Here is a 13,230-nt window from a genome sequence, read left to right on the forward strand (position 1 = left end):
GGATGCGCGCTGGGCCGTGGTGTCCGGTTCAGTCGCGCGTCGGGTCGGCGGGTGGCAGGCCCAGCAGTTCGTCAGGCAGGGCCGGCAGCGGGGTGCGCTCATCCAGCGCTTCGCGCTTGAGCCAATCCATGAAGGCCTGCGCGGTCGGGCTGAGCGGACGGTGCTCGGCGTGCACCACGTAGTAAGCGTAGCGTGCCTTGAGCGTAGGGCCAGGCAGGCGCACCAGTTCGTAACGCTGCAGATAGGGTTGCGCGATGTGCTTGCGCGCCAGCACCGCGCCGATGCCGTACACCGCTGCGCGCATCGCATCGGTGCTGTCGCTGAAGGTGTGCAGCGAGGGCAGGTCCAGGCCGCGGACACCGGCAGCGCGGAACCAGTCGCGCCAGCCCTGCGGGGACATGTCGCTGAGCAGGGGCAGCGCGGCGATCTGCGCGGCGTCGCGCAGCGCCGAAACCCCCGCCAATGCCGGCGAGGCGACCGGGCAGAGTTCGTCGTCCATCAGGTGGTGCGCGGTCATTCCCGGCCACTGGCCCAGGCCGTAACGGATGCCCAGCTCCGGGCCGCTCTCGTCGAAGCGCACCAGCTCCGTGCTGGTCTGCAGCTCGATGCGCATGCGTGGATGCTGTCGGGTGAAGCGCGGCAACCGCGGGATCAGCCAGCAGTACGACAGCGAGCGGATGGTGGTGACCCGCAGCGGCACGATGTCCGCCTGCGGGTGGAGGTTGCCGGCCACGGCATTGAGATCGCTCAGCGCGGCGGCCGCCGCATCGGCCAATTGGCGTCCCTCGGCGGTCAGCCGCACGCCGCGCGCGTGGCGCTGGAACAGGACCGTGCCCAGCAGCTCTTCCAGCCGGCGCACATGGTGGCTGACCGCGCTGGCGGTCAGGTGCAGCTCCTGGGCGGCACGGGCGAAATTCTGATGGCGTGCAGCCACCGCGAACACCCCCAGCGCGGGCAGCAGGGCAGGGCGAAGGATCATGGTCGAGACCCAAATCATATTTGTGGCTTGCACGGATACTACGCGCTTGTGGGCGCGCGACGGCAGGCGGATGCTGTCGCCCTTCCTCTCCGGATCCACGCGCATGTTGCCGTCCTTTACCGCTACTCCAGCATGTAAGCGTCCTTGCGGAGACCCGGCGTGAGCGGGGCGCCGCTGGCGGCGGGCAGCGTGGATCGTGATTGGCGCACGCCGCTGGAGTTGACCGTGCTCGGCGCGATCTGGGGCTGCTCGTTCCTGTTCATGCGCGTGGCCGTGCCCGCCTTCGGGCCCTACGCACTGGTGGAGGTACGGCTGCTGCTTGGTGCCTTGGTGCTGCTGCCGTTCCTGTGGCAGGCGCGGGCGCAGTTCCCGGCGCAGCGCTGGCTGTGGCTGGCGCCGATCGGCCTGATCAATTCGGCGGTTCCGTTCGTGCTGTTCGCCTGGGCCGCGCAGCGCGCCCCCGCCGCGATCGGGGCGATCTGCAACGCGATGACGGTGCTGTTTGCCGCCCTGATCGCCTTCCTGTTCTTCGGCGAAAAAATCGGCGTGCGCCGCGCGATCGCCCTGCTGGTCGGCTTTGCCGGCGTGGTCGTGCTGGCCACGGCCAAGGTTGCCGGGCTGAGCATCGGCGCAGCGGTGGTCGCCGGTGCGCTGGCCGCGTTGCTGTACGGGCTGGGCGTCAACCTGGTGAAGCGCCACATGACCGGCCTGCCGCCGGCCGCCTCCGCCGGTGCCACGCTGGGCTGCGCGGCGATCCTGCTGCTGCCGATGGCGCTGACCCACTGGCCGGCCGCACCGATCCCGATGCTGTCCTGGGCCTGCGCGATCGCGCTGGGCGTGGTCTGCACCGGTCTGGCGTTCCTGATGTTCTACCGCCTGATCGCCCGCATCGGCCCGGCCCGCGCTTCGACCGTGACCTACCTGGTGCCGATGTTCGGCGCCCTGTTCGCCTGGCTGTTCCTGGGCGAACCGGTGACCGGCGCGATGGTCATCGCGGGCGTGTTGATTCTTGGGAGCGTGGCGGTGTCGCAGCGATAGGCCGTCGGGTCCGCGTGCAGCCACCCATGAGGTGGCTCTACCGAGGCATCCGGACGCTGACGCGTCGGTTATCTCATCCTCAGCGCACCGGCACCGGGATGTTGCACAGGTCGATGTGGCCGGCCGGGCGCTTGTAGAAATCGTCGACACGGTTGCGGCGCGCTTCGGTCGCCTCGGCGAAGGTCCTGGAGTCGGTGCGCAGCACCTGCAGTCTGGGTCGCTGCGCAGCCGGGACATCGCTGGCGCGCTGGATCGACTGGATCGCGGTGCGCTGCGCCGGGTCGGTGTAGAAGCCCATCGGTGCCGGTCCACGCGGCAGCGCGCTGAGCAGCTCCATGCCCTGCAGTACGCGGCCGACCAGGGTGATGTTGCGGTCCAGCTGGCGCGGTGACTGCCCGGTCACGACGTACAGCTCGGCACCGATGCTGCTGTCTTCCTCGTTGTTGCGACCAGCGCCCAGCGCGCCATAGCAATGCGCCAGCCAGGTCTTGCCGTCCTTGCGGTCCCGTCCCACCGGGAAACCATCGACAAAGCCAGTCTGGTCGGCCCAGCCGTCACGATCGGGCAGGAGGCTGACCGTGAGCCCCTTGCTGTCGCGCTGGAACTCGGCGGGGAGCTTGCGTTTGGCGCTGCCGAGCGGCTTTGCCTTGGCGGCATCATCAGCGTCGGCATCGCCGAACTGCACCACGAAGTTGTCCTGTGCACGGTAGATGCTTTCGCCATCCCAGAAGTGCTCGTGGGCCAGCGTCTGGATGTTGGCCACATGCTGCGGCGCGAATGCCGGGGCCAGCTCGATGATGACCCGGCCAGTGGGCAGGTTCATGTACAGCAGGTTGGCCGGGTCCGGTGTACGCCAGTCGCTGTCCGGCGAGGCGTCCAGAATCTGCTGCGGGCTGCGGTAGGGCGTGGCCGCACCGGCCCCGGGGGGCAGCAGGCAGGCCAGGGCGAGGGCAAGCAGGGCAGGACGACGTGGCGACATGGCAGACCCGTTCAGGAAGGTGTTCCCCGATTGTGCGCGAAGCACGCCGGCCACCGCCACCCGGCCCTGCCCAACCGGCACGGTGACTAACGACACATCCGCTATAGCGAACTTCGGACTAGTGTGGACTCCACGCTAGCGGAGACCGCCATGAGCGACCACGAGGTCCATCTCAAGAAGTTCCAGAAAGAGCTCAGCTCCGGCACGGTCTCCCTGGCCTTGCTGGCGGTGCTGGCCAGGGCGGGCGAGCCGCTGTACGGCTACCTGATCGCCAAGGAGCTGGAGCGGGTCGGCGAGGGGGTGCTGAGCGGCAAGCAGAGCGCGCTGTACCCGGTGCTGCGCAACCTGGAAGGGGCCGGGTTGCTGGAAAGCCATGTTGAACCGTCGGTGGCCGGTCCGCCGCGTCGCTATTACCGCATCAATGACACGGGGCGCGAAGTGCTCAGGCACTGGACCGCCGCGTGGCGTGCCACCCGTGATTCCGTCGATTCCGTCCTGGAAGGGGTAACCGAATGAACATCGAATCCGTGGCCGGTCGAGCCTTGCCGACCACCATTCCCGCGTATCTGGCGCAGCTGCGTGCGGCACTGCACGACGCCGATCCGGCGATGGTGCAGGACGCGCTCTACGACGCCGAGGAATACCTGCGCTCGGAACTGGCCGCACAGCCGGGCCGCAGCGAGGCCGAGGTGATCGCCGATGTCGCCGGCAGCTACGGGGCGCCGGAAGAGGTGGCCGAGATCTACCGCGAAACCGAGATCACGGTGAACCGCGCGCTGCGCACGCCGAGCGCCGGCGCGGCACCCCTGCGCCAGGCGGCGCCCAGCGGCCCCGGCATGGGCGCCGTGCCGCCCCCGCATGCCCCGCCCAGGCCGCGCTCTGCGCTGGCCAGCTTCTTTGGTGTCGCACTGGAGGCCCGCACCTACGGCGCGCTGTTCTACATGCTGCTGTCGCTGGCCACCGGCACGTTTTTCTTCACCTGGGTGGTGACCGGGCTGTCGCTGTCGCTGGGCCTGATGGTGCTGATCATCGGCATCCCGGTGGCGGTGTTGTTCTTCGGCTCGGTGCGCGGCCTGTCCCTGCTGGAAGGGCGCCTGGTGGAAGCGCTGCTGGGCGAGCGCATGCCGCGCCGGCCGACGTACTCCGACCGCAGCCGCACTTGGCTGCAGCGCATCGGCGACATGTTCACCGACGGGCGGACCTGGCTGACCCTGCTGTACTTCGTGCTGATGCTGCCGCTGGGCATCGTCTACTTCACGATCGCCACCACGCTGCTGTCGACCTCGATCGGCTTCATCTGGGCGCCGGTGGCGGCGCTGTTCTCCAGCGACTACGTGGGCATCCACATCGACGGCATCCAGATGCTGCCGGTCTGGATCACGCCGCTGCTGGCCGTGGTCGGCGTGCTGCTGCTGTTCGCCACGCTGCACCTGGCCCGCGGCATCGGCCGCCTGCACGGGATGATGGCCAAGCAGCTGCTGGTGCGGTTGTAAACGGGACACGAGGATGGCGAGGGTGACGACCAACGGTCGCCACCTACCGGCGCTGCAGAACCCGAGGATCCGGTAGTGCCGGCCGCTGGCCGGCTCGCCAGACTGCTGGATGAAAGCGCAGCCGGCCAGCGGCCGGCACTACCTGGTTTCGTTCTGCGTTGCGTGGAGCCGGCCAGCGGCCGGCACTACCTGGTTTCGTTCTGCGTTGCGTGGAGCCGGCCAGCGGCCGGCACTACCGCATATCGCGTGGCGTCAGCCGGCTTTACGCCGCAGCGGCGTCACGTTGCTCGCGATCTTCGCGGCCTTCTTCGGCTTGCTGGCCACGGTCTGCGCGTGGGCCGCGAAGAAATCACGCACCTTCGGGTAGACGGTTTCGCGCCAGCGGCGGCCGCTGAAAATGCCGTAATGGCCGGCGCCTTCCACGATGAAATGCTCGCGGTGCGCAGCCGGAATGCCGGTGCACAGTTCCTGCGCCGCTTCGGTCTGGCCAAGGCCGGCGATATCGTCCAGCTCGCCTTCGATGCTCAGCAGCGCGGTGCCGGTGATCGCGCTGGGATCCACGCGTTCCCCCTGCACGTACCACTCGCCGCGCGGCAGCAGGAACTCCTGGAAGACCACGCGGATGGTGTCGAGGTAGTACTTGGCCGGCATGTCGAGCACAGCGTTGTACTCGTCGTAGAAACGTCGGTGCGCGTCGGCATCTTCCATGTCGCCCTTGACCAGGTCGGCATAGAAATCCCAGTGCGAACTGAAATGGCGGCTCGGGTTCATCGACAGGAAACCGGCATGCTGCAGGAAGCCGGGATACACGCGGCGGCCTGCACCCGGGAAGGTGGCCGGCACGGTGTGGATGACGTTGTTTTCGAACCACGACATCGGGTTCTGCGTGGCCAGGTTGTTGACCGCGGTCGGGCTGCAACGCGCATCGATCGGGCCGCCCATCATCACCAGCGAACGCGGCGTGGCTTCACCACGGCTGGCCATCAGCGAGACGGCGGCGAGCACCGGCACGGTCGGCTGGCAGACGCTGACCACGTGCAGTTTTTCCGCGCCGAGGTGGCGGATGAATTCCTGCACATAGGCGATGTAATCCTCCAGCCCGAACTCGCCTTCGCTGCCGGGCACCATGCGCGCATCGACCCAGTCGGTCACGTACACGCGGTGGTCGCGCAGCAGGGTGCGCACGGTATCGCGCAACAGCGTGGCGTGGTGGCCGGACAGCGGCGCCACCACCAGCACGAACGGCTGGTTGAGCATGGTGTGCAGCTGGTCGGCTTCATTGCTGTGGCGCTTGAAGCGCAGCAGCTTGCAGAACGGCTTGCTGACCTCTTCGTGGACGACGATCGGCACGCGCTCGCCCTCGACGTCGATCTCGTTGATGCCCCATTCGGGCTTCTCGTAATCCTTGCCGATGCGGTGGAACAGCTCGTTCACAGCGGCCAGGCGATCCGCGCCGGGCATCTGCGACCACCAATGACCTTGATTGGCGAAGAACTTCGCGTTGGCCTGGGCCTGGTGCACCCACGGGGCGAGCAGGTTGCGGGTCAACTCATGCAGCTGATATAGCATGACGTCCGATATGTATGGTCTTATGTTGCCGCGCAGCATAGCGCACCCGTCGCGCGGGCGCGTTAATGCGGGTCCTGTCTCAATTGTTATCGAGACTCAGGGCGCGCCGCGCTCCAGTGCCGCCGCCTGCCCGGACAGTGCGGGTGACAGCCAGCAATGCGAGCCCAACGCGGTGAATCCGACCCGCTTGAGCTGGCTGCGGTACCAGCGCGCCGGACGGGCCTGAAAGCCTTCATGGTCGCCATCGAAGTCATCCTCGGCGGTGAACGCCTCCAGGAACGCGACGCCGGCGGTGAGTTCGGCGAAGCCTTCCAAGGCCGGGCGCAGTTCGCGGCTGGGCACGTAGTGCATCACATCCGAACAGATCAGCAGATCGACCGGCGCGCACGGACGCAGCCAGGCGAAATCGCCGACTCTGGCCGGGTGTAGGTTGCGGCTGCGGCCGTAGCGATGCACCGCGTAATCGCTGCTGTCGAACCCCAGGTACTGCACGCGCGGGCGCAGCTTGAGCAGCGGCGCACGCCAGGCGCCTTCGCCGCAGCCGATATCCAGCACGCTGCGGATCGGGCGTTCCAGGTAGTACTCGGCACTGGCCACGGCGAGTGCCACCTTGCGCGCCAGGCGCGCGGCGCCACCGGTCTGGTCAGGCTGGTACCAGCGCTGGAAGTAGGCGGCGTCGTAGGTTTTGTCCATGGGGATCTGCACGTGGGCGAAAGCGGCGCCTATCGTACGGTGTGACGCCCGCGGATGCGCAGCCGGGGTGCGGCGAAGGGTCGCGTCGGCCACCCGTGGGGCGGCGCAACCGGGCATGCGAGAATGGCGGCCAACCTACGCCAGCCGCGGGAGCAAGCGCATGCAGTCCTATTACTGGGTCAAGACCTTCCACCTGCTGTTCGTGGTGGCATGGATGGCGGCGGTGTTCTATCTGCCCCGGATCCTGGTCAACCTCAGCGAGACCGCCGGCCAGTTGCCGGTGACCGAGCGGCTGCAGCTGATGGGCCTGCGCCTGTACAGGTTCGGGCACATGATGTTCGGCCTTGCGCTGATCCTGGGCGTGGTGCTGTGGCTGGGCTATCGCGTGATTCCGGACTTCCCGACCATGGTCGCCCCCGGTGCGGCAGGCTGGCTGCATGCCAAGCTCGGCCTGGTGGTGCTGCTGCTGGTGTACTACTCGTGGACCGGCCGGCTGTTGAAAGGCGCGGTGAAGGGCAGGGTGCTGCCGTCCTCGCGCGCGCTGCGCTGGTTCAACGAACTGCCGCTGGTGCTGTTCATCGGCGTGGTGTGGCTGGTGATCGCCAAGCCGTTCTAAGCGATCCGCAGCGGTGGTGCCGGCCGCAGGCCAATTACCTCGGACCCGCGTGCGAAACCGGGTAGTGCCGGCCGCTGGCCGGCTCACGGTGATGCCGGGGATGCCGGATAACGGAGGAGCCGGCCAGCGGCCGGCACTACCGCCGAGCCAGGCCGCCGGCGTGCAGCACAAAAAAAGCCGGGCGCTCGCGCGTCCGGCTTTTTCGTTTCCGCCGCAGCCCGGTCAGGCTACTTCGTAGGTTCCGTAGCTGCGCAGGCGCTCGTAACGCTTCTGCAGCAGCTCATCCACGGGCAGCTTCTCCAGCACGTCCAGCTCGTTGAGCAGCACAGCCTTCAGGCGCTTGGCCATCTGGTTCGGGTTGCGGTGGGCGCCGCCGGTGGGCTCACGCACGACCTTGTCCACCAGGCCCAGGCTCTTCAGGCGCGGGGCGGTCAGGCCGAGCTGTTCGGCGGCATCCTTGGCCTTGGCCGGGTCCTTCCACAGGATCGAGGCGCAGCCTTCCGGGCTGATGGTCGAGTAGACGCTGTATCCCAGCATCACGGTGCGGTCGCCCACGCCCAGCGCCAGTGCGCCACCGGAGCCGCCTTCACCGATCACGGTGCAGACCACCGGCACCTTCAGTTCGGCCATTTCCATCAGGTTGCGTGCGATCGCTTCGGACTGGCCGCGCGATTCGGCGTCGATGCCCGGCCAGGCACCGGCGGTGTCGATCAGGGTCAGCACCGGCAGGCCGAAGCGTTCGGCCATCTTCATCAGGCGCAGCGCCTTGCGGTAGCCCTCCGGCTTGGGCATGCCGAAGTTGCGCTTGATCTTTTCCTTGGTGTCGCGGCCCTTCTGATGGCCGATCAGCATCACCGAGCGGCCGCCGATACGGGCCAGGCCGCCGATGATCGCCTTGTCGTCGGCGAAGGCGCGGTCGCCGGCCAGTTCCTGGAACTCATCGCAGATGATGCGGATGTAGTCCTCGGTGTACGGGCGGGACGGATGCCGGGCCAGCTGCAGGACCTGCCAGGAGGTCAGGTTGCGGAAGATCTGCGCGGTGCGCACCCGCAGCTTGTCCTGCAGGGCATTGACCTCGGCCTCGACATTGACCGCAGGTCCGGCGCTGGCGCTGCGCAGTTCCTGGATCTTCGCCTCCAGATCAGCGATGGGTTGCTCGAAGTCGAGGTAGTTCGGATTCATCGGAAACCGTCGTGAAGAAAAGAGGGAAAGTGTAGCCGAATGCGCCGAAAAGCCCCGTACGCCGTCGTCTGGAAACCGACGGTAGCGCAGCGGGGCCAGGGGCGCCAGTGAGGTCAGGGCACGACCAACGCCGCGCTGCCCATCAGCCTGCTGCGGGTCTGCACGAAGGTGTTGTAGCCCTCGTTGGCCTCCTTGGGCAGGCCCGAGCCCAGCGTGGCGGTCGCGGCGGTGAAGGCCATCTGCGCCTGGAAGGCCTCCTGCTGGAGCTGCAGCTGCGCATCGGCGGTGGTGGCATGCAGGTAGCGGGTGTACAGCTCGCGCAGCGGGCCGGCATGGGCCTCGAAGGCCGGGTCCAGCGCAGGCAGGGCGGTCGGAGCGGCTTCCAGCGTGTAGGTGGGCGCGACATAGCCCTTGGGCTGGTGGCGCACATAGACGCCGGGGTCGCCCAGGTTGTCTTCGACATAGTCGATGAAGGCCGGGGCGGTGAAGATCTTGGCGTTGATCCGGCCGCCGCTGGCGTCCACGTGCATCACGGTCTGCTCTTCGGGGAACGGCTCGTGGACGCCGAAGTTCCACGTCTTGTCGATGAACAGCGCGTGGGTACTCTGGTACGGCCCCTCGAAGTTGACGCCGCCCAGCTCGATCTGGTTGTTCAGGTCGCCGAAGTTCTTCAGCTTGTCTTCGCCGGTGACGTAGATCTCGTTGGCGATCACGTACTCGGCCAGGGTCGGGTTGATCAGGCCACCCTTGCCCTTGGCGTAGACGATGAAGCGCACGTCGCCGAGGCGTTCGGTCTGCAGATGATGTTCACCGGGCTTGAGCTTGACCGGGCGCGAGGCGTGCGCGGCGATCGGCAGTTCGTTGCCATCGATGCGCAGGGTCAGCGGGGTATCGCCCGGGTTGTCGATCTCGAACGTCTGGGCGGGGCTGGAACAGCCGGTGAGGGCAGCGGCTGCGATCAGCAGCCCGGTAAAACGCTTGATCAAAACAAAACACCTGTGTTGCAACAGAAAAAAAGAATCAGTTCGCCCAGGGCGGGCTGTAGCGCACTTTCACCGTGCGTACCGCAGGGTCGGCGCGCAGCGCATCGACCAGCTGGCTGTCCACGCGCACGGCGATCTCACCGGCCACATCGAGCATGCCGGCCACCGGGCCCTGCGCCGAGCCGAGCAGCAGATCCAGGCGCAGCGGCGTGCGGCCCGGGCGGTGGCGGTCGAGCAGGGCGTTGATGCGGTTCCACACGGCGCCGTCCTGGCGCAGGTCCAGCCGCAGCGACAGGCGCGTGGCGTAGTTGGCGCAGATGTCTTCGTAATCCCAGACCTGGCGGATGCGCAGCGCGTAGCCACCGTTGAACTCGTCTTCGCGCAGGCCACCCTTGACCACCAGGATGCGGTCCTTGGTCATCAGGTGGCCGAACTCGGCCAGGCCATCGGTGAAGGCGCTGCACTCCACGCGGCCCTTGCCGTCTTCGAGCTGCATGAAGATCTGGCTCTCGCCCTTGCGGCGCACCCCGACCACCAGGCCGGCGAGGATCACCGGGGTTTCCTGGCGCCAGGCACGCTTCTCGCCATCCTTGCTCGGGCGTGCCGGCGGGATCAGCTTCTCGAGCATGCCCAGGTCGGTGCCGACCAGATCCTTGACGTCATCGGCGTAGGGATCGAACGGGTGGCCGCTGAGGTAGAAACCCAGCGTTTCGCGTTCGCCTTCCAGCAGCTGGCCCAGCGCCCACTCTTTGGCTTCGGGCAGTTCCAGCTGCATCGCGGTGGTGACCGGATCGGGCGCACCGAACAACGAGTTCTGGCCGGAGGCCTTCTCGCGTGCCATCTGGTCGGTGGCCTTGAGCACTTCGGGCAGCTGCAGCATCAGCGAAGCGCGGTTCTTGCCGAGCCCGTCCATCGCGCCGCAGTTGATCATCGCTTCGAGCGTGCGGCGGTTGAGCTTGCCGGACTCGGCGCGCATGCAGAAATCCAGCAGCGATGCATAGCGGCCGCCACGCTGGCGCTCCTCCACGATCGCTTCGCAGGCGCCCTGGCCGACGCCCTTGATCGCGCCCAGGCCGTACACGATGGTGTCGGCGCTGGAGGCTTCGAACATGTACGCCGATTCGTTCACGCGCGGCGGCAGCACGGTCAGGCCGAGGTTGCGCACTTCGGCGAGGAAGCCGACCACCTTGTCGGTGTTGTCCATGTCCGAGGACAGCGTCGCGGCCATGAACTCGGCCGGGTAATGGCGCTTGAGCCAGGCGGTCTGGTAGCTGACCAGCGCGTAGGCGGCGGCGTGCGACTTGTTGAAGCCGTAGCCGGCGAACTTCTCCATCAGGTCGAAGATCGCGTCGGCCTTGGCTTCGACGACGCCGTCCTTGGCCGCGCCTTCGCGGAAGATCTCGCGGTGCTTGGCCATTTCGGCCGGCACCTTCTTGCCCATCGCGCGGCGCAGCAGGTCGGCGCCGCCGAGCGAGTAACCGCCCACGATCTGCGCCATCTGCATCACCTGCTCCTGGTACACCATGATGCCGTAGGTGTCTTTCAGGATCGCTTCGGTGCGCGGATCGGGGTAGATGATCTCTTCCTGCCCGTGCTTACGCGCGTTGAAGGAGGGAATCAGGTCCATCGGGCCGGGGCGGTACAGCGACACCAGCGCGATGAGGTCTTCGAAACGGTCGGGGCGCGCGTCCTTCAGCAGGCGGCGCATGCCCGAGGATTCGAACTGGAATACCGCGCCGGTGTTGCCGTTGGCGAAGATGTCCTTGTAGGTCGGGACGTCATCCAGCGGCAGCGCGGTGATGTCCACCGGCGGAATGCCAGCGCGTTCGTGGCGCTTGTTGATCGCCTTGACCGCCCAGTCGATGATCGTCAGCGTGCGCAGGCCGAGGAAGTCGAACTTCACCAGGCCGATTTCTTCGACGTCGTTCTTGTCGAACTGGGTGACCGGGTTGCGGCCGCGGCCGCCTTCGTCATGTTCGGCGAACAGCGGGCAGAATTCGGCCAGCGGCTCGGGTGCGATCACCACGCCGCCGGCGTGCTTGCCGGCGTTGCGGGTGAGGTCTTCGAGCTGGCGTGCCAGGTCGATCAGGTCGCGGACATCATCTTCGTTCTGGTAGCGCTGGATCAGCTCCGGCGAGGCCATTTCCGAATCCTTGCCTTCGCCCATCGCATCCTTGAGCGAGATGCCCAGGATGTTCGGGATCAGCTTGGAAACGCCGTCGACCAGGCCGTACGGGAAGCCGAGCACGCGGCCGGAGTCGCGCACCACGGCCTTGGCCGCCATGGTGCCGTAGGTGATGATCTGGCTGACCCGGTCGCGCCCGTATTTACGCGCGACGTAGTCGATGACCTCGTCGCGGCGGTCCATGCAGAAGTCGATGTCGAAGTCGGGCATCGACACGCGTTCGGGGTTGAGGAAGCGCTCGAACAGCAGGTTGTACGGGATCGGATCCAGATCGGTGATCTGCAGCGCCCAGGCGACCAGCGAGCCGGCACCGGAACCGCGGCCGGGGCCGATCGGAATGCCCTGGTTCTTTCCCCACTGGATGAAGTCGGCCACGATCAGGAAGTAGCCGGGGAAGCCCATCTTGATGATGGTGGCCAGTTCGAACTCGAGGCGCTCGAAATAATCGGCGCGGGTCTTGCCCGGCGCCAGCGGATTCTTTTCGAGGCGCGCTTCCAGGCCCTTGCGCGATTCGCTGCAGATCCAGCTGTCGAGGGTTTCGTCCTCGGGCACCGGGTAGTTGGGCAGGAAGTAGGTGCCCAGGCGCATTTCGATGTTGCAGCGCTCGGCCAGCGCGAGCGTGTTGTCGATCGCGTCGGGGATGTCGGCGAACAGCGCGCACATGTCCTCGGCGGACTTGAGGTACTGCTGGTCGCTGTAGTCGCGCGGGCGCTTGGGGTCGTCCAGCACGCGGCCGGAGGAGATGCACACGCGGGCTTCGTGGGCGTTGAAGTCTTCCGGCTGCAGGAAGCGCACATCGTTGCTGGCGATCACCGGCAGGCCGCGCTGGCCGGCGGCCTGCAGGGCGAACTGGTTGAAGGCTTCTTCGCCGTCGCGGCCGGTACGGGTCAGCTCCAGGTGCAGGCCATCGCCGAACACGCGCTGCCAGTCGGCCAGTTGCTGCTCGGCCAGGTCATGGCGGCCATCGCCGGCCAGGCGGCCGGCAAGGCTGTCGCGGCCGGCCAGTGCAAACAGGTTGTGGCAGCCGGCTTTGAGCCACTCCGGGTGCACAGCGACGCCGCCTTCGGGGCGGTGGCCTTCCATCCAGGCGCGGGTGAGCAGCCTGGAGAGGCTGAGGTAGCCTTCGCGGTCGCGGCAGAGCAGGGTCATGCGCCAGGGCGTCATGCCTTCTTCGGCGATCATGATGTCCGCGCCGGCGATGGGCTTGATGCCCACGGTTTCGGCGGCTTTGTAGAACTTGACCAGCGCGAACAGGTTGTTGAGATCCGTCACTGCCAGTGCAGGCAGCTTCAGTTCGACCGCGCGGCTGAGCAGGTTGGCCTGCTTGGCTTTTTTCGGGTCAGCCTGATCCGGCTTCGCCGGGACACGGATGGTCGAATCCGCCAGCGAAAATTCGGTGTGGACGTGGAGATGTACGAAACGGGAAGTGGACATGCCGAACCAATGTGATGCCCGGTCAGGGTAGCGGTGGTGGTGGACGCTAACAAGGCTTGACAGGGGTGTTGCGGGGGCG

11 protein-coding genes are annotated in these 13,230 nt (G+C 67.1%); 4 read left to right on the top strand and 7 right to left on the bottom strand.

Translation table 11 applies throughout. From position 1 onward, the window contains the following. Positions 1-28 precede the first annotated feature (28 nt). Entirely contained in the window at positions 29-979 is a 951-nt protein-coding gene (locus PV764_RS19745; RefSeq protein ID WP_421117387.1) for a LysR substrate-binding domain-containing protein, read from the bottom strand. A gap of 159 nt (positions 980-1,138) precedes the next feature. On the opposite strand from PV764_RS19745, the gene PV764_RS19750 reads away from it, so the two are divergent. Beyond that, entirely contained in the window at positions 1,139-2,017 is an 879-nt protein-coding gene (locus tag PV764_RS19750) for a DMT family transporter (RefSeq protein WP_019184419.1), read from the top strand. Positions 2,018-2,096: 79 nt separating this feature from the next. Here the strand turns inward: PV764_RS19750 and PV764_RS19755 are convergent, their stop codons facing one another. Then, the gene (locus PV764_RS19755; protein ID WP_421117389.1) at positions 2,097-2,996 is read right to left on the bottom strand and encodes a peptidylprolyl isomerase; all 900 of its coding nucleotides are present in this window, start codon (positions 2,994-2,996) and stop codon (positions 2,097-2,099) included. A 150-nt stretch (positions 2,997-3,146) separates the two neighbouring features. Here PV764_RS19755 and PV764_RS19760 point away from each other — a divergent pair, with 150 nt between their 5' ends. Then, positions 3,147-3,512 (top strand): PadR family transcriptional regulator, encoded by a 366-nt coding sequence (locus PV764_RS19760; protein WP_070473296.1) that lies wholly within the window; start codon positions 3,147-3,149, stop codon positions 3,510-3,512. Beyond that, positions 3,509-4,489, top strand: a complete 981-nt coding sequence (locus tag PV764_RS19765; RefSeq protein WP_421117390.1) for a sensor domain-containing protein — start codon at positions 3,509-3,511, stop codon at positions 4,487-4,489. Before PV764_RS19760 ends, PV764_RS19765 begins: the two co-directional genes overlap by 4 nt. 252 nt (positions 4,490-4,741) lie before the next feature. On the opposite strand, the gene PV764_RS19770 is transcribed toward PV764_RS19765, so the two are convergent. Both PV764_RS19770 and PV764_RS19775 read right to left on the bottom strand, forming a co-directional pair. Continuing rightward, positions 4,742-6,097: a polyhydroxyalkanoate depolymerase gene (locus PV764_RS19770; protein WP_172838054.1), complete on the bottom strand. Its 1,356-nt coding sequence runs from the start codon at positions 6,095-6,097 to the stop codon at positions 4,742-4,744. A gap of 57 nt (positions 6,098-6,154) precedes the next feature. Further along, complete coding sequence (locus PV764_RS19775; RefSeq protein WP_046272054.1) at positions 6,155-6,751, bottom strand: class I SAM-dependent DNA methyltransferase; 597 nt, start codon at positions 6,749-6,751, stop codon at positions 6,155-6,157. A 160-nt stretch (positions 6,752-6,911) separates the two neighbouring features. Between PV764_RS19775 and PV764_RS19780 the strand changes: the two genes are divergently transcribed. Next, positions 6,912-7,367: a CopD family protein gene (locus tag PV764_RS19780; protein ID WP_019184413.1), complete on the top strand. Its 456-nt coding sequence runs from the start codon at positions 6,912-6,914 to the stop codon at positions 7,365-7,367. A 222-nt stretch (positions 7,368-7,589) separates the two neighbouring features. Here PV764_RS19780 and PV764_RS19785 read toward each other — a convergent pair whose 3' ends face one another. The 3 genes from PV764_RS19785 to dnaE form a co-directional block, all read right to left on the bottom strand. Next, positions 7,590-8,549: an acetyl-CoA carboxylase carboxyltransferase subunit alpha gene (locus PV764_RS19785; protein ID WP_421117392.1), complete on the bottom strand. Its 960-nt coding sequence runs from the start codon at positions 8,547-8,549 to the stop codon at positions 7,590-7,592. A gap of 113 nt (positions 8,550-8,662) precedes the next feature. Then, positions 8,663-9,535, bottom strand: coding sequence for a hypothetical protein (locus tag PV764_RS19790; RefSeq protein WP_019184411.1), 873 nt, complete (start codon positions 9,533-9,535; stop codon positions 8,663-8,665). A 34-nt stretch (positions 9,536-9,569) separates the two neighbouring features. Continuing rightward, positions 9,570-13,151, bottom strand: coding sequence for a DNA polymerase III subunit alpha (gene dnaE / locus PV764_RS19795; RefSeq protein ID WP_070473290.1), 3,582 nt, complete (start codon positions 13,149-13,151; stop codon positions 9,570-9,572). Between the last annotated feature and the right edge of the window lie 79 nt (positions 13,152-13,230).

It is taken from the genome of Stenotrophomonas sp. AS1 (genome assembly GCF_048957655.1).
In the GTDB taxonomy this organism is placed as follows: Bacteria; Pseudomonadota; Gammaproteobacteria; order Xanthomonadales; family Xanthomonadaceae; genus Stenotrophomonas; species Stenotrophomonas bentonitica_A.